General features: G+C 62.4%; 16 protein-coding genes. 5 read left to right on the top strand and 11 right to left on the bottom strand.

The genetic code is table 11. The features are described from left to right. Nucleotides 1-91: 91 nt before the first annotated feature. Nucleotides 92-952, top strand: coding sequence for a MurR/RpiR family transcriptional regulator (locus J3P97_RS05925; protein WP_171061416.1), 861 nt, complete (start codon nucleotides 92-94; stop codon nucleotides 950-952). A 128-nt stretch (nucleotides 953-1,080) separates the two neighbouring features. Here the strand turns inward: J3P97_RS05925 and J3P97_RS05920 are convergent, their stop codons facing one another. The 11 genes from J3P97_RS05920 to edd all read right to left on the bottom strand — a co-directional run bounded on the left by J3P97_RS05920 (nucleotide 1,081) and on the right by edd (nucleotide 14,791). Further along, a complete protein-coding gene (locus tag J3P97_RS05920; protein ID WP_434673670.1) occupies nucleotides 1,081-1,935 on the bottom strand; it encodes a D-hexose-6-phosphate mutarotase in 855 nt (284 codons plus the stop codon). Between the two features lie 271 nt (nucleotides 1,936-2,206). Continuing rightward, nucleotides 2,207-3,553 (bottom strand): carbohydrate porin, encoded by a 1,347-nt coding sequence (locus tag J3P97_RS05915; RefSeq protein WP_434569578.1) that lies wholly within the window; start codon nucleotides 3,551-3,553, stop codon nucleotides 2,207-2,209. A gap of 131 nt (nucleotides 3,554-3,684) precedes the next feature. Next, the gene (locus J3P97_RS05910; protein ID WP_434569579.1) at nucleotides 3,685-4,845 is read right to left on the bottom strand and encodes an ABC transporter ATP-binding protein; all 1,161 of its coding nucleotides are present in this window, start codon (nucleotides 4,843-4,845) and stop codon (nucleotides 3,685-3,687) included. A gap of 2 nt (nucleotides 4,846-4,847) precedes the next feature. Then, nucleotides 4,848-5,693, bottom strand: coding sequence for a carbohydrate ABC transporter permease (locus J3P97_RS05905; protein WP_030139359.1), 846 nt, complete (start codon nucleotides 5,691-5,693; stop codon nucleotides 4,848-4,850). Beyond that, complete coding sequence (locus J3P97_RS05900; RefSeq protein ID WP_030139360.1) at nucleotides 5,686-6,594, bottom strand: carbohydrate ABC transporter permease; 909 nt, start codon at nucleotides 6,592-6,594, stop codon at nucleotides 5,686-5,688. Before J3P97_RS05900 ends, J3P97_RS05905 begins: the two co-directional genes overlap by 8 nt. Before the next feature lie 144 nt (nucleotides 6,595-6,738). Further along, nucleotides 6,739-8,040 carry an ABC transporter substrate-binding protein gene (locus tag J3P97_RS05895; protein ID WP_434602988.1) on the bottom strand — a complete coding sequence of 434 codons (1,302 nt, stop codon included), beginning with the start codon at nucleotides 8,038-8,040 and terminating at the stop codon, nucleotides 6,739-6,741. Between the two features lie 116 nt (nucleotides 8,041-8,156). Further along, nucleotides 8,157-9,416, bottom strand: coding sequence for an AGE family epimerase/isomerase (locus J3P97_RS05890; RefSeq protein WP_434673669.1), 1,260 nt, complete (start codon nucleotides 9,414-9,416; stop codon nucleotides 8,157-8,159). A gap of 225 nt (nucleotides 9,417-9,641) precedes the next feature. Then, complete coding sequence (locus J3P97_RS05885; protein ID WP_434625656.1) at nucleotides 9,642-11,111, bottom strand: ATP-binding protein; 1,470 nt, start codon at nucleotides 11,109-11,111, stop codon at nucleotides 9,642-9,644. Then, the gene (locus J3P97_RS05880) at nucleotides 11,101-11,832 is read right to left on the bottom strand and encodes a response regulator (protein WP_042730801.1); all 732 of its coding nucleotides are present in this window, start codon (nucleotides 11,830-11,832) and stop codon (nucleotides 11,101-11,103) included. Before J3P97_RS05880 ends, J3P97_RS05885 begins: the two co-directional genes overlap by 11 nt. 176 nt (nucleotides 11,833-12,008) lie before the next feature. Further along, nucleotides 12,009-12,968, bottom strand: coding sequence for a glucokinase (locus tag J3P97_RS05875; protein WP_434569582.1), 960 nt, complete (start codon nucleotides 12,966-12,968; stop codon nucleotides 12,009-12,011). Continuing rightward, nucleotides 12,965-14,791, bottom strand: a complete 1,827-nt coding sequence (gene edd, locus J3P97_RS05870) for a phosphogluconate dehydratase (protein WP_434569583.1) — start codon at nucleotides 14,789-14,791, stop codon at nucleotides 12,965-12,967. Before edd ends, J3P97_RS05875 begins: the two co-directional genes overlap by 4 nt. 230 nt (nucleotides 14,792-15,021) lie before the next feature. Between edd and gap the strand changes: the two genes are divergently transcribed. The 4 genes from gap (at nucleotide 15,022) to J3P97_RS05850 (ending at nucleotide 19,823) form a co-directional block, all read left to right on the top strand. Beyond that, nucleotides 15,022-16,023, top strand: a complete 1,002-nt coding sequence (gene gap, locus J3P97_RS05865) for a type I glyceraldehyde-3-phosphate dehydrogenase (RefSeq protein WP_305496333.1) — start codon at nucleotides 15,022-15,024, stop codon at nucleotides 16,021-16,023. Between the two features lie 178 nt (nucleotides 16,024-16,201). Further along, nucleotides 16,202-17,629 (top strand): di-heme oxidoredictase family protein, encoded by a 1,428-nt coding sequence (locus J3P97_RS05860; RefSeq protein ID WP_434569584.1) that lies wholly within the window; start codon nucleotides 16,202-16,204, stop codon nucleotides 17,627-17,629. Between the two features lie 29 nt (nucleotides 17,630-17,658). Beyond that, nucleotides 17,659-18,723, top strand: a complete 1,065-nt coding sequence (locus J3P97_RS05855) for an imelysin family protein (RefSeq protein WP_305496335.1) — start codon at nucleotides 17,659-17,661, stop codon at nucleotides 18,721-18,723. Between the two features lie 2 nt (nucleotides 18,724-18,725). After that, on the top strand, nucleotides 18,726-19,823 hold the full coding sequence (locus tag J3P97_RS05850) for a DUF1513 domain-containing protein (RefSeq protein WP_434673668.1): 1,098 nt from the start codon (nucleotides 18,726-18,728) through the stop codon (nucleotides 19,821-19,823). Nucleotides 19,824-19,925 lie beyond the last annotated feature (102 nt).

Raw genomic sequence — 19,925 nt, 5'->3', positions numbered from 1 at the left:
GAGTGGTGGTCCGTCGGAGCCATCAGTAGGATAGGCCACCGCCAAGGGTCGTATCAAAGACCCGTTTCTCTAGGAATCTTGTATGGACCGCGTGCGAAATCTACTGGAGCAGATCCAGAGTCGCCTGGAAGACCTGAACAAGGCCGAACGCAAGGTGGCCGAGGTGATCCTGCTCAATCCGCAGCAGGCGACCCGCTTCAGCATCGCCGCCCTCGCCCAGGCCGCTTCGGTCAGCGAACCGACCGTCAACCGCTTCTGCCGCTCGTTCGGCGTCAGCGGCTATCCGGAACTCAAGCTGCAACTGGCCCAGAGCCTGGCCAGCGGCGCGGCCTATGTCAGTCGTGCGGTCGAGGCCGATGACAATCCGGAAGCCTATACCCGCAAAATATTCGGCAGTGCCATCGCTTCATTGGACAGCGCCTGCCAGGCCCTTGATCCAAATTTGATCAGTCGCGCCGTGGATCTGCTGATCCAGGCCCGCCAGATCCACTTCTTCGGCCTCGGCGCCTCGGCCCCCGTGGCGCTGGATGCCCAGCACAAGTTTTTCCGCTTCAACCTGGCGGTGACCGCCCATGCCGATGTGCTGATGCAGCGCATGATCGCCTCGGTGGCCCATACCGGCGAGCTGTTCGTGATCATTTCCTACACCGGGCGTACCCGCGAACTGGTGGAAGTGGCGCGCATCGCCCGGGAAAACGGCGCATCGGTGCTCGGCCTGACCGCCGAGGGCTCGCCGCTGGCCAAGGCGAGCACCTTGAGCCTGAACATCCCTTTGCCGGAAGACACCGACATCTACATGCCGATGACGTCGCGGATCATCCAGCTCACCGTGCTCGATGTGCTCGCCACCGGCATGACCCTGCGCCGGGGCGTGGATTTCCAACCGCATTTGCGCAAGATCAAGGAAAGCCTGAATGCCAGCCGATATCCGGTTGGGGATGAGTTCAACTGATTCGATTCAAAACCTAGGCACCTGACATTCCCTCTTCACGAGCAGGCTCGCTCCCACAGAGGTCTATGTGAACGTCAAAGATCTATTGTGGGAGCGAGCCTGCTCGCGAAGAGGCCGGCACTTCTGAATCAAGCCCCCACCCGCGCCTGCAAACTCAAATGCGCCCGCTCACCCGGCGCCAGGCACAGGCTCCCGGTACCGCCGCTGGCCGCTTCGACGCAGACGAACTCACTCACTTCATCCCAGCTCACACCCAACAGTGGCCGTGCGCCGGGATGCCACACCACCGTATCGGCGCTGTCGCCGGTGTCGATGCGCAGCTCGCGTTGCCAGGCGTGATCCTTGAGCTGCAATTCGCCCTCATGCTGGAACACTCGTTGGCAGCCCCCCTCCACCCGCAACTCGCCTTCCTGCTGGCAAACCGCCCGGTTCAACTGATCGTAACCCTGGGCGCCGTCGAGGCCAGACAGCGCTACCTCGCCAACGTCACCAATACGCCAATAGGCGTGCAAGGCCTGGCTCAACTGGCAGGGCAGGCTGTCCTGATGCTCGGTGCTCAAGCGCAGTTCCATGCGCTCACCAAGGTCGGCATGCAGGTCCACCTGCCAGTCACACAATTGCAATTGCCAATGCAGGTGGACGCCCTCTTCGTCGCTGCTGCTGTCGAGCAATTTCCAGTCGATCAGCCGCGCCCAACCATGGGAGGGCCAGGCGTTTTCACTCGGATGACGGCCATACCATGGCCAACACACCGGCACCCCGCCGCGAATCGCCCCGACTTGCGGCCACCTGGCTGCACACCACAACCACGGCTTCTGCCCGCGCGGCTGGAAGTGCAGCAGCTGCGCGCCCTGGCGACTGAACACCGCCTGGCACAACGGGTGGTCGATCACCAACACATCGCGCTGCTGATAGCGCTCCCACGCAAACACCGGACGCTCGCGCAAGGATCTGAAAAAGCGTTGTAGTGGATGCTCATACATGGGTCGCGGTCCTGGAAATCATTGAGTCGCTCATCTGCCTTTGTGGCGAGGGAGCTTGCTCCCGCTCGGCTGCGAAGCAGTCGTGAACGAGGCACATGCGGTCTGGCTGAAGCACCGCAGTGAATGGCTTTGGGGTCGCTTCGCGACCCAGCGGGAGCAAGCTCCCTCGCCACGGGTTCCGCGCGCAACCAAACGCCCCCCGCAAAAAAAAGCGGACAGCCTTGGCCGTCCGCAAATATGCGCACATAGAGAGGAGCTTATCGCAACAGCGTTAGAACACCGACTGAATTTTCAGGCCGGCCACCAGCGCGTTGTCGACTTCATCGACACCACCCGGGTGAGTCACGTATTGCAGGTTCGGACGCACGGTCAGCCAGTTGGTGACATGGAAGCCGTAGTTGATTTCGTAGTTGTACTCAGTGCTACGCAACGGCGCGAACAGTGGATCGTCGTAGTCGCTGACGCCATTGGCGGCGTTGGTCAGCTCGGCGTTTTTCTTGACGTCCTCGTTGACATGGATACGGGCGAAACCGATACCAACGTCGTCCTTCGGACGCGCATCGAACGGCCCCTTGTACACGAACATCAGCGACTGGTAGTTGTCGACGACGTTGGTGTCCTTGTCGTGGACGGTAGCGTTGGCCGCGATGTTCAGGCCGCGGGAAGCATCGCCATTGTGAGTGGTGAGCTGCTGCTGCACGACGAGCCAGTAGCCATGTTTGCTGCTGTGGCTACGATAGGCGTTGCCAGTGGTCGCGGCGTCATCGCCGTTGATGTCTTCACGCACATCGTCAGCCTTGGCCGTGCTCTTGTAGTAACCGACGCGGTATTCGCCCGGCAGGTTATTGAGCTTCGGCGACCAGACCAACTCGACCGGAATCAGAGTGCCCTTGGTGCCGCTGCCGCTGAGCTTGTAGCGGTTGTTGTTTTCCAGTTGCGAAGGGTTCTGGTTGTAGGCACCAATTTGCGCATAGAGCTCAGGCGTGAGGTTGTATTTAACCCGGATCGCCGCCTGCATGATCGGCCAGTTGTACCAGATGCCGGTCGCCCAGTTACCCGCTTGCGAACCGCAGAACGCCAGGTTCTGGAACTCGCACGGGAAGGTGTTGAAGTCTTCGCCTTCACCGAAGTAACCGGCTTTGACATCCAGCTTGCTGTCGAAGTACTTCTGCTTGATCCACAACTGGGTCAGACGGGTAGTCTGCCCACGGCCCCAGACTTCCTGGGAGGAACTGAGGGTGCCGGCACGTGGATCACCGATACGGTCGTTGGAGATGTTGCGACCGTCCCGGCGAGTGAATTGAATCTTGGCTTCCGTATCGTTCCAGCCTGCCAGTTTCTCCAGGTCAAGAGCTACGCCCAGGCCAAACTGCTGGGACCAGCGCGCGGTCTTGTCATCGTTGTAGCCCCCGTCGAGGTTGGCACCCATCTCACCGACGAAATCCGCCTTGATATCGATACCTTGCTCGATCAGCTTGGTCCGTTCACCGCCCCAGTCGCCCGTCATCCACTTCGAGTCGGCGCTGAACGCGTCGGCTGCGTGTGCGCTACCGGCCAGCATCATCGCCGCAACGGCTGACAACTGGCAGATAAGCTGGGCATTGTTCTTCTTCTTCATCCCTACATCCTCGTCTTTATTGTTATTAACTGTTTTTATCTAACGCGGTTTACAACGATTGCGATGAATGTCCCCACCCATCGCATACTCCTTTTGTGTGGAAGCAGGCTTGCTGCCCCCACCTTTGTTCATCAGCGGCCTTTGAACTGCGCCACATTGTCGGCCCGGGCTTCCATCGACGGTTGCGCGGCCACGCCCAGGCGCTCGCCGGACTTGGCATCGAACAGCAGCACTTTCGATGGATCGAATTGCAACGTCAGGGTCTCTCCCGGCGACGGCGCCACGTCCGGTGCCAGTCGGCAGCAGACCTTGGTGTCGTTGAGATTGACGAACACCAGGGTGTCCGGACCGGTGGGCTCGGTGACCTGGACTTCGGCGCGGATGGTCGGCAGGCCGTTCGGCTCGTTGCCCGCCAGCACGATCTGCTCCGGACGCAGGCCGAGGATCACTTCGCGATCTTCCAAACCGGCGTCCTGCATGCCCAGCGGCAACTCGCAACGGGCCTGGCCGCTGTCGAGCAAGGCCAGCAGGCGACCGTCCTTGCGTTGCAGGCGCAGCGGGATGAAGTTCATCGGCGGCGAACCGATGAAACTCGCCACGAACAGGTTGGCCGGGTTGTTGTAGATGTCCTTCGGCGTACCGAACTGCTGGATGATCCCGTCCTTCATCACCGCCACTTTGTCGCCCAGGGTCATGGCTTCGATCTGGTCGTGGGTCACGTAGACCGTGGTGGTCTTCAGTCGCTGGTGCATCAGTTTCATTTCGGTGCGCATCTCGACCCGCAGCTTGGCGTCGAGGTTGGACAGCGGCTCGTCGAACAGGTAGATCTTCGGCCGCCGCGCCAGGGCCCGGCCCATCGCGACACGCTGCTGCTGCCCGCCGGAGAGCTGCCCGGGCTTGCGGTTGAGCAAGTGCTCGATCTGCAACAGCTTGGCCACTCGCGCCACTTCTTCGTTGATGTCCGCCTGTTTCATCTTGCGAATCTTCAGGCCGAACTCGATGTTCTCGCGCACGCTCATGGTCGGGTACAGCGCGTAGGACTGGAACACCATGGCGATGTCGCGATCCTTCGGGCTCATGCCGCTGACGTCCTGGTCGCCGATCATGATCGCGCCGCCCGTGATGGTCTCGAGGCCGGCGATGCAGTTCATCAGGGTCGACTTGCCGCAACCCGAAGGGCCGACCAGAATCAGGAATTCGCCTTCCTTGATCGACAATTGGATGTCTTTCAAGGTGTCGGGCAGGCCCGCGCCGTAGGTCTTGTTTACATTGCGAAGTTCAAGCGTAGCCATGATTACCCCTTGACCGCGCCAGCCGTGAGGCCGCGCACGAAATACTTGCCTGCGATCACATAGACCAGCAGGGTCGGCAGCCCGGCGATCATCGCCGCCGCCATGTCCACGTTATATTCCTTGGCCCCGGTGCTGGTGTTGACCAGGTTGTTCAACGCCACCGTGATGGGCTGGGAGTCACCGCTGGAGAACACCACGCCAAAGAGGAAGTCGTTCCAGATCTGGGTGAACTGCCAGATCAGGCAGACCATGATGATCGGCGTCGACATCGGCAGGATGATCCGCCGGAAGATCGTGAAGAACCCGGCCCCATCGAGGCGCGCAGCCTTCACCAACGCGTCGGGAATGCTCACGTAGTAGTTGCGGAAGAACAGCGTGGTGAACGCCAGGCCGTAGACGACGTGGACAAACACCAGGCCGGTGGTGGTGCTGGCCAGGCCCATCTTGCCGAGGGTGAACGAGGCCGGCAGCAGCACGGTCTGGAACGGCAGGAAGCAACCGAACAGCAACAGGCCGAAGAACAACTGCGAGCCACGGAAGCGCCACATCGACAGCACATAACCGTTCAACGCGCCGATGGCGGTGGAAATCAGCACGGCCGGCACGGTGATCTTGATCGAGTTCCAGAAGTAGCCGTTGACCGTGGCCCAGGCCTTGACCCAGCCGATGCCGCTGACCACGGTCGGCCAGCTCAGCAAGTTACCGGTGCTGATGTCTTCCGGCGTCTTGAAGCTGGTCAACAGCATGACCACTAACGGCACCAGGTAAAGCAGTACCGCGAGAATCAACACTGCGTAGATCGCGATGCGGCTCAGGCTGATGGAAGGTTTCGCAGCGAGACTAGTCATGACGCTTGGCCCTCAGCTCGGAATACAGGTAAGGCACGATGATCGCGAGGATCGCACCGAGCATCAGGATTGCACTGGCCGAGCCCATGCCCATCTGGCCGCGACTGAACGTGAAGGAATACATGAACATGGCAGGCAGGTCGGAGGAATACCCCGGACCACCAGCTGTCATCGCCGCCACCAGGTCGAAACTCTTGATCGCGATATGCGCCAGGATCATCACGGCACTGAAGAACACTGGACGCAGGCTTGGCAGCACCACTTTCCAGTAGATGCGCGGCATGCTCGCGCCATCGATCTGCGCGGCACGGATGATCGATTGATCAACGCCCCGCAGGCCGGCCAGGAACATCGCCATGATGAAACCCGAGGCCTGCCATACGGCAGCGATCACCAGGCAGTACACCACGCGATCGGGGTCGATCAGCCAGTCCAGGCGAAAGCCTTCCCAACCCCAGTCGCGCAACAATTTGTCCAGGCCCATGCCCGGGTTGAGCAGCCATTTCCAGGCGGTACCGGTGACGATCATCGAGAGCGCCATCGGGTACAGGTAAATGGTGCGGATGAACCCTTCGCGGCGAATACGCTGGTCGAGGAACACCGCCAGCAGCACGCCGATCACCAGGGTGATACCAATGAACATGCCACCAAAGACTGCCAGGTTCTTGCTCGCCACCCACCAGCGGTCGTTGTCCCAAAGCCGTGCGTATTGCGCCAGGCCGGCCCATTTATAGGTAGGCAGGAAGGTCGACGTGGTGAACGACAGGACGAACGTCCACAAGATGTAGCCATAGAAGCCCACCAGGACGATGAACATGCTCGGCGCCAGCACCAGTTTTGGTAGCCAGCGCTGCAATGCATCGAACGGCGAGGCCTTGCTGAACACAGCAACAGAACTCATGGGAAAATCCAAAAACTAGGTTACAAGGGCCTCCCTTTGTGGGAGCGAGCTTGCTCGCGATGGCAGTGTGTCAGCTCACTCATTTGCTGCCTGACACTCCGCCATCGCGAGCAAGCTCGCTCCCACAAGGGACCGCGGCGCTAATTACTTCGCAGACTGAACCGCTGCGCCCAATTTCTTGGCAGCATCGGCCGGGTCGGCTTTCGGGTCGTTGATGTAGTTGGTCACGACATCGAAGAACGCGCCCTGCACCGCCAGCGTGGTCGCCATGTTGTGCGCCATGCTTGGTTGCAGGCCGCCGCTCTTGGCATCTGCCAGGAAGTCCTTGGCGGCGGTCTGGGCGCACGAGTCGAAACCGTACTTGGCCATGTCGCCCAGCATGTCGTTACGCACCGGGATCGAGCCCTTGTTGATGCTGAAGACTTTCTGGAAGTTCTCACCCAGCACGACCTTGGCGATATCTTGCTGCCCCGCCGAAGTGCCTGCGTCCTTCTGCTTGAACACCGCCAGGGAGTCGATGTTGTAGGTGAAGGCTTTGTCGGTGCCCGGGAACGCTACGCACTCGTAGTCCTTGCCGGCGACTTTCTTGGCCGCGGTCCACTCGCTCTTGGCCCAGTCACCCATGATCTGCATGCCGGCCTTGCCATTGATGACCTTGGCCGCTTCCAGGTTCCAGTCCTGGCCCTTGCCATCGGGATCCATGTAGGTCGCGACCTTTTTCAGCTCGGTCAGCGCCTTGACCATTTCCGGACCGGTCAGCGCCTTGTTGTCCAGGTCGACCAGGGCTTTCTTGTAGCCATCGACGCCCATCACCGAAAGCACCACCGCTTCGAACACGGTGCTGTCCTGCCATGGCTGGCCGCCGTGGGCCAGGGGAATGAAGCCCGCGGCCTTGAGCTTGTCACCGGCAGCGTAGAATTCTTCGAGGGTGGTCGGGTTCTTGGTGATGCCGGCTTTCTTGAAGACTTCCGGGTTGATCCACAGCCAGTTGACGCGGTGGATGTTCACCGGCACGGCGACGTAATCACCTTCGTACTTCACGGTGTCGGAGACTTTCTTGTCGAGCAGGCTGTCCCACTTCTCCGCTTTGGCAACGTCTTCCAGGATGTCGGTATCAAGCAGGCCGGTGGACGCCCATTCCTGGATGTCCGGACCTTTGATCTGGGCTACGCCCGGTGGGTTGCCGGCCACGGCACGGCTCTTGAGCACGGTCATGGCGGTGGAACCGCCGCCGCCGGCGACAGCGCCGTCCTTCCAGGTAAAGCCGTCTTTTTCTACCTGGGCCTTGAGCACATCGACCGCGGCTTTTTCACCACCCGACGTCCACCAGTGGACGACTTCCACGGAACCTTTCGATTCGGCGGCCAGGGCGCTGACGGGGAATGCTGCGACGGGAAGCAAGGAAGCAAGAGAAATGACAGTAGCGAGGCGAGAAATCGCATTCATCTAGAAGTACCTTTCTTGTTGTTATGCATGCAAGTCTGGTGCTTGCGCTGCATGGATTCTAATCAGGGGCAATCCCTTCGCAGGTAACGAAGGGACGCGTGTATGTCACGACATGGTTACACAGGTGCAGGATCGGATAATCGCGCCAGGGCCGACGCCATGCTCGGCGCCAATGGCAAGCGTGGTATCAGCACCGCTTGCCAGGCGTGATAAAGGTCCGGTTTGCCCGGCCAGATGTCGGCGCTGGGGCGGTTCTGCGGGTCCAGCTCGTGATGCCAGCTGCCGTTGCAGCGGTCGATGAAATGTTTGTCACAAAACTCCCAGAAGCGCCGGTACCAGACTTCGTATTGCGCCTCGTCGGTACGTTTGAGCAAGGCACTGGCCGCCGCTGCCGCTTCGGCGTGCACCCAGTGCAGGCGATGGCGAACCACGGCGCGATTGTCCCAGTCCAGCGTGTAGACGATGCCGGGCGCGCCATCGATGTCCCAGCCATGGCGGCAATTCTGATCGAAAAGTTTCTGCGCATCCTGGGCCAGCCAGCCCGGTGTCAGCATGCCGATCTGCACGCGCGCGGCTTCCAGATGCAGCAGCAGCCGCGCCCATTCGAAACCATGACCGGGCGTGGTGCCGTAGGGGCGGAAGCCATCGGCGGGATTGTCCTGGTTGTACTCGCGCAGCGGTTGCCAGTCGCGGTCGAAATGCTCCACCACCATGTAGTCGTTGGCGGCCGCATGACCATGGATGACCCGCTCGACGATACGCAGCGCGCGGGCCAACCAGCGCGGGTCGTCCGTGGCGTCGGCCAGGGCCAGGAAGGCTTCGGTGGCGTGCATGTTGCTGTTGGCGCCGCGATAGGCTTCCTCCTCGCTCCAGTCGCGGTTGAAGGACTCGCGCAGGGCGCCCTCTTCTTCACACCAGAAATGCTCGTCGATAACCCGCACCGCTTCCTTGAGCAATGCCTCGGCGCCGGGGCGTTGGGCGACTACCGCGGAGCTGGCGGCCAGGGCCACAAAAGCATGCAGGTAAGCCGCCTTGCCGGTGTCGCTGGCATCGGGATCAGCCATGGCGAACCAGCCGCCATGTTCGGCATCGCGCAGCGGGCCGCCGAGGGCCTGGACGCCATGATCCACCAGCTCGGCGAACCCCGGCAGGCCCTGGATGTGGGCCATGGCGAAGCTGTGGGTCATGCGTGCGGTGTTCATGGTCTCGGCCCGCGCACCGGCCGGCAGGCGACCCAGCTCGTCCAGGTTGCCGAAACCGTCCGGCAGCTTCGAAGCCTTGGCGAACGCCAGCAGCCGCAAACCTTCGGCGGCGAGCCACTGCTGATGGGCAGGCGCATTCAGCCAACTGCTGAACGCCGGTTGGAAGGTGTCCATCGAGGTACCTTTTTTGTTGTTTTGACGCAAGGAGTCTAAACAAGGCGGGATGGGCGACAGGTAACGAAAGGGGCGAGTTATGTCACCGGCTTGTGACATTCAGCTGAGAGAAGTATCGAGACGACTGACGCCTTCGCGAGCAGGCTCGCTCCCACAGGGGATTTGTGAACGCCGAAGATCAATGTGGGAGCGAGCCTGCTCGCGAAGAACGATGACGCGGTGCCGCTAATCCACACTGCGAGGCAACTGCAACGTCACCCGCAACCCGCCCTCGCGCAGGTTCTGCAGGCTCACCTCGCCGCCATGGCTGTGGGCAATGTTGCGCGCGATGCCCAGCCCCAGGCCATATCCCTGCTGCTGCCCGGCCAGGCGAAAGTGCGGTTCGAAGACCTGTTCGAGGCGTTGTTCCGGTACGCCAGGGCCTTCATCGTCAACGTGCAGGATGAAGGCGTTTTCATCATCGTCGATGTGCAAGTGGGCCCTCTGCCCGTATTTCAAGGCGTTGTCGATCAGGTTGCCGATGCAGCGCTTAAGGGCCAGCGGTTTGCCGGGGTACGGTGCCAACGCCCGGCCATCCTGGGTCACCCGGCCGTTGCCGTGGGGCGCCAGGTAAGGCTCCACCAGGCAATCGAGCACGTGATTGAGGTCGACCGGCTCGATGTTCTCGTGGATATCGGTGTCCTTGACGCATTGCAGCGCGCCCTTGACCAGCAGCTCCAGCTCGTCGAGGTCGCGGCCGAACTTGGCCTGCAGATTTTCATCCTCCAGCAACTCGACCCGCAGCCGCAGGCGGGTGATCGGCGTGCGCAGGTCATGGGAAATCGCGCTGAACAACTGGCTGCGCTCGGTCAGGTAGCGGCTGATACGCTCGCGCATGGCATTGAACGCACGCCCCACCTCCACCACTTCGCTGCCGCCGCCCTCGGCCACAGGCTGCACTTCAGCGCCCAGGGACATGTCCCGCGCGGCACGGGCCAAGCGCTTGAGCGGCCGGCTCTGCCAATGCACCAGCAAGCCGATGAACAACAGCAACAGGCTACTGGTGAGCACGATGAAGCCCACCTGCTGCTTGGGCAGGTCCTGCTCTTCGAGACTGGTATAGGGTTCGGGCAGCAGCGAGGCGATGTACAGCCATTCGCCCGGCGCCATCTGGATCTGCGTGACCAGTACCGGCGGGTTCACCGGCTCGAGCGTCAGGGCGTAGTGAGCCCACGAACGGGGAAGCTCATCAAGCTTGAGCCCGCCGTTGAAGATCCGCAGGTCTTCGGGGCTGACAAACTTGACGGAGATGTCGGCGTTATTGCCCAGGGAGCGGCGCAGCACATCGTCCACGGCCTTGAGCACCGCCAGTTTGCGCGGCGTGACCGGCAGCACATCCATGCCCAGCGGCTTGTCATTGAGCGTAACGACAAACCGCGTGCCGCCCATGCTGCGCAACTGGTCCAGCACCAACGGCCGATAGGCCACCGGCAGCGAACGCAAGTAGGTCACGGTGGCGGTCATCGAGTGAGCCAGGCTGCGGGCGCTGGTGACCAGGCCTTCGAGCTGCGTGGCGCGCAGTTGCGAAACCCAGATCAGGCTCGACAGCGTCTGGGCGAACAGCACCACCAGCAGCGTCAGCAGCAGCATCCGTCCGAGCAACGAGCGCGGCACGGGCACCCGTCGGGCAATCTTGCGGATTCCCTCAATGACCATTGCTGGCAACCACACTGGCCGCCAGTTGATAACCGCTGCCGCGCACCGTGCGGATCAATCGGGGCGGCTTGTCGGTATCGCGCAGGCGCTGGCGCAAGCGACTGACCGCCATGTCGACAATCCGGTCCAGCGGCATCAATTCACGCCCTCGGGTGGCGTTGCCGATGGTGTCGCGGTCGAGGATTTCCTGTGGATGATCGAGGAACAGCTTGAGCAAGGCAAAATCGGCACCCGACAGGATGACCTCTTCGCCATCGGCATGGAACAGCCGGTGGCTGACCATGTCCAGCCGCCACTCATCAAAGGCCAGCACTTCGCCGCCGGATCGCTCCTGGCCGAACTGCGCCCGTCGCAGCAAGGCCTTGATGCGCGCCTGCAATTCGCGAGGACTGAACGGCTTGCCCAGATAATCATCCGCCCCCAGCTCCAGGCCGATGACCCGATCGGCCTCGTCGGAACTGGCGGTGAGCATGATGATCGGCACATGGGCCTGGCGTGGATGCTGGCGAACCCAGCGGCAAAGGCTGAAGCCGTCCTCGTCGGGCAGCATCACGTCGAGGATCACCAGGTCGCTCGGCGCCTCGTTGAGGGCCTGGCGAAACCCGGCGCCATCGGGGGTGGTACGCACCTGGAAACCCGCGCGACTGAGGTAAGTGTCCAGCAGTTCGCGAATTTCCTGGTCGTCGTCGACCAGCAAAATCGATTTGTTCACTGAACTCACGGGGCCTCGTCCTTGTTGTTTGAATTGGGGGCGATTATGCCTGATGGACGGGATCTGCAAACACACCACACCCCCTGTGGGAGCGAGCCTGCTCGCGAAAGCGGTATGTCAGTCGCCATAAATGCTGGCTGATACACCGCTTTCGCGAGCAGGCTCGCTCCCACAAGGGCTGCATCTCAAACTGCGGAGGACTGCTCCAACGCCACGCCCGCGCCCATCAGGCCGGAATACGGCGCCGTCACCAGCCAGACCGGAATGCCTTTGAAATAATCGCTCATGCAGCCCTTGTCGGCGAAGCATCTGGCGAAGCCGCTCTCGACAAAAAAATCGGCAAAGCGCGGGACCACGCCGCCGACGATGTACACGCCACCACGCCCGCCCACGGTGAGCACATTGTTGCCCGCCACGCGCCCCAGCCAACGGCAGAATTGTTCGAGCACCTCCAGGGCGACCGGGTCGCCGGCCAGGCCGGCGGCGGTGATCGACTCGGGGGTATCAAGCACCGGCTCATGGCCGTCCACCGCGCAGATCGCCCGGTACACACGAGGCAGACCGCTGCCGCTCAGTGCCGTTTCGGCGCTGACGTGGCCGATTTCGTTGTAGATGTGCTGCCAGAGCTGGGTCTCGCGCGGACTGCTCATCGGCAGGTCGACATGCCCGCCCTCCCCCGGCAACGCCGCGAAACGGCCCTCGCCCAGGTCCAGCAGCGTACCGACGCCCAGCCCCGTGCCCGGGCCGATCACCACCGCCGGGCGCATCGGCTCCGGCGTGCCCTGGCAGACGACCCGGTATTCATCGGGACGCAAGCAGGTCATGCCCAGGGCCATGGCGGAGAAATCGTTGACCAGCAGCAGCTTCTCCACCTGCAAAGTCTTGCAGAACGCCAGGTTGCTCAAGCGCCAGTGATTGTTGGTGAAGCGAAACTCATCGCCACTCACCGGACCGGCCACCGACAGGCACACCGAGCCGATGGAACCCGGCGCCATGCCCATCCCGCTCAGGTAAACCTTGATGGCATCTTCCGGGCAGGCGTAATCCGCCGTCGCCAGCACCTGGATGTTTTCCAGGTTGTGGTTCTTCCACAACGCGAAACGTGCGTTGGTCCCACCGATATCACCGACCAAAGCCAGTTTCAATTAAGCGTCTCCAGGGCAGAAGTGAAGGCGCTGGCGCCCTGCTCTGCCGAGCTGAAGGCCATGCGCATGAAACCGAACAGCTCGCGACCGGTGCCAATGTTGTTGCCCAACAGGCCCTTGGCCGGTTCGCGCGCGGCGAATTCCTCGGCGTCCACCTTCAATTCCAAGGTGCCTTTGACGCCATCGACACGGATGATATCGCCCTCGCGCACCCGAGCCAACGCGCCGCCGACATAGGCTTCGGGACTGACATGGATGGCCGCCGGGATTTTTCCCGATGCGCCGGACATGCGCCCGTCGGTGACCAGCGCCACCTTGAACCCGCGATCCTGCAGCACGCCGAGAAAGGGCGTCATCTTGTGCAGCTCCGGCATGCCGTTGGAGCGTGGGCCCTGGAAGCGCATCACCGCGACAAAATCCTTCTCCAGCAGACCGGCCTTGAACGCATCGGCCAGGTCCTGCTGGTCCTGGAACACCATGGCCGGGGCTTCGACGACCTGGTTTTCCAGAGCCACGGCCGAGACCTTCATCACGCCCCGGCCCAGGTTGCCTTCCATCACCCGCAACCCGCCTTCCGGCGAGAAAGCCCGGGCTACCGGACGCAGGATGCTTTCGTCGAGACTTTCGGTCGGGCCATCGCGCCAGACCAGTTCGCCGTCCTCCAGGAACGGTTCCTGGGTGTAACGGCTCAGGCCATGGCCCATCACGGTGTTGACGTTTTCGTGGAGCAGGCCGGCTTCCAGCAGTTCGCGAATCAGGAACGACATGCCGCCCGCCGCCTGGAAGTGGTTGATATCGGCCTTGCCGTTCGGGTAGACGTGGCTCAGGGTCGGCACCACTTCGGAGAGGTCGGCCATGTCCTGCCAGGTCAGCTGGATGCCCGCCGCCATGGCAATGGCCGGCATGTGCAGGGTGTGGTTGGTGGAGCCACCGGTGGCGTGCAGCGCAACGATGGAGTTGACCAGCGAACGCTCATCGACGATTTCGCCGATGGGCATGAAGTTGCCGCTCTGCATGGTCAGGCGCGTCACCTGAAACGCCGCTTCGCGGGTCAGGGCATCGCGCAGCGGCGTGTTCGGGTTGACGAACGAGGCGCCCGGCAAGTGCAGGCCCATCACTTCCATCAGCAACTGGTTGGTGTTGGCGGTGCCGTAGAACGTGCAGGTACCTGGGCTGTGGTAGGACTTCATCTCCGACTCCAGCAGCTCTTCGCGGGTCGCCTTGCCTTCGGCGTAGCGCTGGCGCACATCGGCCTTTTCCTTGTTGGAAATGCCCGAGACCATCGGCCCGCCAGGCACGAAGATCGTCGGCAGATGACCGAAGCGCAGCGCGCCCATCATCAGGCCCGGGACGATCTTGTCGCAGATGCCCAGCATCAAGGCACCGTCGAACATGTTGTGGGACAACGCCACCGCCGTGGACAACGCGATCACTTCGCGGCTCGGCAGGCTCAGCTCCATCCCCGCCTCGCCCTGGGTCACACCATCGCACATGGCTGGCGTACCGCCGGCGAACTGGCCGACCGAGCCGATCTCGCGCAGGGCTTTCTTGATTTGTTCCGGGAAGGTTTCGTACGGCTGGTGGGCCGATAGCATGTCGTTATAGGACGACACGATGGCGATGTTGGCGGCGTTCATCATCCGCAGGTGATGTTTGTCTTCAGTGCCGCAACCGGCAACGCCATGGGCGAAGTTGGCGCATTGCAGCTTGCCGCGCATCGGACCGTCGCTGGCTGCACCGCGGATCAGTGCAAGGTAAGCCTCGCGAGTAGCGCGACTGCGGGCGATAAGCCGTTCGGTGACCTCAAGTACGCGGGGATGCATGTGTAGAACTCCAGGCTAACGGATGTGGCGACCTGATTGTCTATGCTGGTCAGAAGCCCGTTGCACACCGCGGCAAAGACAGGGCGACAGACGGTTTCTGACCAATCGGACCAGTTGATTCAGGTCACTCGTTGTAGATAAAACAAAATATTGCCACTAAAAAGGCTTGTTTTCTATTTTTATGCGAATAATCTTGTAATTCCAACAACAAATCGACGGCGGCGCAGTTAATGACTCTTCGAATCGCAATCAATGGTTTTGGCCGCATCGGCCGCAACGTCCTCCGTGCACTGTATACCCAAGGCTATCGTCGCGACTTGCAGATCGTCGCCATCAACGACCTGGGTGACAGCGCGATCAATGCTCACCTGCTCAAGTTCGACACCGTCCACGGCACCTTTGATGCCGACGTGCAGCACGATCACGAGAGCCTGACGGTCAATGGCGACCGCATCGCGGTCAGTGCCATCCGCAACCCGGCCGAACTGCCCTGGGCCGCCGAAAAGATCGACGTCGTGTTCGAATGCACCGGCCTGTTCACCGACCGCGCCAAGGCCGCCGCGCACATCAGCGCCGGCGCCCGCAAGGTGATCATCTCGGCCCCGGCCAAGGGCGCCGACGCGACCGTGGTGTATGGCGTGAACCATGACATCCTGCGCCAGTCCCACCAGATCATTTCCAACGCTTCGTGCACCACCAACTGCCTGGCCCCGGTGGCCCAGGTGCTGCACCGCGAGCTGGGTATCGAAAGCGGCCTGATGACCACCATCCATGCCTACACCAACGACCAGAACCTGACCGACGTCTATCACAGCGACCCGTACCGCGCCCGTTCGGCCACCCAGAACATGATCCCGAGCAAGACCGGCGCCGCCGAAGCGGTAGGCCTGGTGCTGCCGGAGCTGGCGGGCAAGCTGACCGGCATGGCCGTGCGCGTGCCGGTGATCAACGTGTCGCTGGTGGACCTGACCGTGCAGCTCAAGCGCGAAGCTTCGGCCGATGAGGTCAACGCGCTGCTCAAGCAGGCCAGCCAGCATTCGAAGATCCTTGGCTACAACACCCTGCCGCTGGTCTCCAGCGACTTCAACCACAACCCGCTGTCGTCGATCTTCGATGCCAACCACACCAAGGCCAGCGGCAAGCTGCTCAAGGTACTGGCCTGGTATGACAACGAATGGGGTTTCTCCAACCGCATGCTGGATAACTGCCTGGCGCTGTGCAACGCCGAATAATCCCCGATAGCTGCGTGTGCCTCGACTATTGCTCCCTTGGGGGCGATAGTCGAAAAAGGCCGTCCACCGCCACGCGGTTGAAACATCTGCCTCGAACCAAACGATAATTCCTCTTATTCAAACTCCCCCACCCTGTTAGACTTTGCGCCCGCGTTTCACTCGTCCCGCAGGATTTCCAATGCTGTCGTTGCCTCTTCGCTTGTGCGCTCTGTTCATGGCCCTGGGCCTGACGGCTTGCGATGACGCCCCGCGTTTTACCCAGGCCGAGCCCGGCGAAGCCAGATCCGGCGGCAGCGCGACAGTACGCAAGGCCGACCAGAACGCCTTCTCGCTGCCCTCGGCCAATCTGCCGCCTTCGCGGCGCGTGGACTTCAGCGTCGGCAACAGTTTTTTCCGCAGTCCCTGGGTCATCGCGCCCTCGACCACTACCGCCCGGGACGGCCTCGGCCCCCTGTTCAATACCAACGCCTGCCAGAACTGCCACATCAAGGACGGTCGCGGCCATCCGCCGGCACCGGATGCCAGCAGCGCGGTGTCGATGCTGGTACGCCTGTCGATCCCCGATGCGCCGCCCTACGCCAAGCTCATCGAACAACTCGGCGTCGTACCGGAGCCGGTCTACGGCGGGCAATTGCAGGACATGTCCGTGCCGGGCGTCGCGCCGGAAGGCAAGGTCAGGGTCGATTACTCTCCCGTCCCGGTGCGCTTCGAGGACGGCACCGTCGTCGAATTGCGCAAGCCGAGCCTGCAGATCACCCAGCTGGGCTATGGCCCGATGCACCCCGACACACGATTTTCGGCCCGTGTCGCACCGCCGATGATCGGCCTGGGTCTGCTCGAGGCCATCCCCGATGCAGCCATCCTGGCCAATGCCGAGTCACAGGCGCGGGAGAACACCGGCATCGCCGGTCGCCCGAACATGGTCTGGGACGACGTCCAGCAAAAAACCGTGCCGGGGCGCTTCGGCTGGAAGGCCGGACAACCGAACCTCAATCAACAGAACGTCCATGCGTTCTCCGGCGACATGGGCCTGACGACCAGCCTGCGGCCCTTCGACGACTGCACCCAGGCCCAGCTCGATTGCCAGCGCGCGCCCAACGGCAACGGCCCTGAGGGCGAACCGGAAGTCAGCGACAACATTCTGCGGCTGGTGCTGTTCTACAGCCGCAACCTCGCCGTGCCGGCCCGCCGCGAGGTGGGTTCGGCCCAGGTGCTGGCGGGCAAGAACCTGTTTTTCCAGGCCGGTTGCCAGTCCTGCCACACCCCCAAGTACACCACGTCCGCCGATGCCGCCGAACCCGAGCTGGCGAACCAGGTCATCCGTCCCTACACCGACCTGCTGCTGCACGACATGGGCGAAGGCTTGGCGGACAACCGCAGCGAATTCAAGGCCAGCGGCCGCGACTGGCGGACCCCGCCGCTGTGGGGCATCGGCCTGACCGAAACCGTCAACGGCCACACCCAGTTTCTCCACGACGGTCGCGCCCGCAACCTGCTCGAAGCCGTGCTCTGGCATGGCGGCGAAGCCCAGGCGGCGCAGCGACAGGTTCTAGCATTCAACGCCGAGCAGCGCGCTGCGCTGTTGGCTTTCCTGAACTCTCTTTAAACGCACTTTCCGAAAAACGGGAGCCCGACATGTTCCGTCCCAAGCTGTTGTTCACCAGCCTCGCCGCCATCGCCCTGGGTGCCTGCTCGCCCCAGGACCCGCAAGCGGTCACCTCGGCCGCCATCGCCAAGCAGGTGATCCTGCCGACCTACAGTCGCTGGGTCGAGGCCGACCGCCAACTGGCGACTAGCGCCCTGGCGTTCTGCCAGGGCAAGGAAAACCTGGAAACCGCCCGCGCCGATTTCCTCAAGGCACAAAAAGCCTGGGCTGAACTCCAGCCGCTACTGATCGGGCCGCTGGCGGAGGGCAACCGCGCCTGGCAGGTACAGTTCTGGCCGGACAAGAAAAACCTCGTGGGCCGCCAGGTCGAGCAACTGGTCAACAGCCAGCCGCAGATCGACGCCGCCGGCCTGGCCAAGTCCAGCGTCGTCGTGCAAGGGCTCTCGGCCTACGAATACCTGCTGTTCGACGCAAAGATCGACATGGCCGACAGCGCCCAGAAAGCCAAGTACTGCCCGCTGCTGATCGCCATCGGCGAACGCCAGAAGCAACTGGCCGAAGAGATCCTGTCGCGGTGGAACACCAACGACGGCATGCTCGCCCAGATGAGCAAGTTCCCGAACCAGCGCTATGCCGATTCCCATGAAGCGATCGCCGACCTGCTGCGGGTCCAGGTGACCGCCCTGGACACCCTGAAGAAAAAACTCGGCACGCCGATGGGCCGCCAGAGCAAGGGCGTGCCGCAACCGTTCCAGGCCGATGCGTGGCGCAGCCAGTCGTCGTTGCAAGGGCTTGAGGCCAGCCTGAGCGCCGCCCGGACCGTTTGGGTTGGCGTCGACAACAAAGGCTTGCGAGGTTTGTTGCCAAGCGAGCAGAAGCCGCTGGCCGACAAGATCGACGCCGCCTACGACGCCTCGTTGAAACTGTTCGCCAGCAGCCAGCGCTCACTGACCGAAATGCTCGGTGACGACGCCGGGCGCCAGCAACTCAACGATTTGTACGACAGCCTCAACGTCGTCCATCGCCTCCATGAAGGCGAACTGGCCAAGGCGCTGGGCATTCAACTGGGCTTCAACGCCAACGACGGTGACTGATCATGTTTCGACGTCAGGCTCTGACGCTGGGCAGCTTGCTGCTCGGTGCCATCACCCTGGGCGGCTGGACGCTGTTCAAGCAAAAGGACAAGAGTCCATTACTGCTGTCGGCACGGGACGATGCCGACGGCAAGCACTACGCGGTCGGCTATCGACTGGACGGCACACGGGTGTTCGCCACCCAGGTTGGCCAGCGCTGCCATGACATCATCAATCACCCGGCGCTGCCGATCGCCCTGTTCGTCGCCCGCCGCCCGGGCACCGAAAGCTATCTGGTCGACTTGCGCGACGGCACGCTGCTGCAAACCATCACCTCGCTGCCGAACCGGCATTTCTACGGTCATGCGGTGATCCACAAGAGCGGCGAATGGCTCTACGCCACAGAAAACGATACCAGCGATCCGGGACGCGGCCTGCTCGGCGTGTACCGTTTCGAAGGCGAACGGCTGGTGCACAGTGGCGAACTGTCCACCCACGGCATCGGCCCTCACCAAGTGTCGTGGCTGCCCGACGGTGAGACGCTGGTGGTGGCCAACGGCGGCATCCGCACCGAGGCCGAAAGCCGGGTCGAAATGAACCTCGACGCCATGGAGCCGAGCCTGGTGCTGATGCACCGTGATGGCACGCTGTTGAGCAAGGAAACCCTCGCCCAGCAGATGAACAGCGTGCGCCATATGAGCATCGCCAGCGATGGCACCATCGTCACCGGCCAGCAGTTCATGGGAGCGGCCCACGAATCGTCCGAATTGCTCGCGATCAAGCGTCCGGGCCAACCGTTCAAGGCGTTCCCGGTACCTGAATACCAGCTGCAAGCCATGGGGCATTACACCGCCAGCGTCGCCGTGCACAGCGACCTGCGCCTGGTAGCCCTGACGGCGCCACGGGGCAACCGTTTTTTCATCTGGGACCTGGACAGCGGCGAGGTTCGCCTCGACGCGCCCCTGCCGGACTGCGCCGGGGTCGGCGCGGTAGCCGACGGGTTTGTCGTGACGTCGGGCCAGGGACGTTGCCGCTACTACGATTGTCGGCAGCCACAACTGGTTGCAAAGCCGCTGGATCTGCCGGCGGGGCTCTGGGACAACCATCTGCATCTGGTCTGAGCTGCAAGCGCAGAGGGCCCAGGGAAAAACCTTACACATTGCCGACAAACACCGATTGGAATCCTCCGGGCACTCAAGGTAAGGTGCCCGCCTGTCTGTATT

Source organism: Pseudomonas sp. R1-15, assembly GCF_051132085.1.
Taxonomy (GTDB): domain Bacteria; phylum Pseudomonadota; class Gammaproteobacteria; order Pseudomonadales; family Pseudomonadaceae; genus Aquipseudomonas.
The sequence above is the reverse complement of the archived record's forward strand: the minus strand, read 5'-3'. Positions and strand labels throughout refer to the sequence as shown.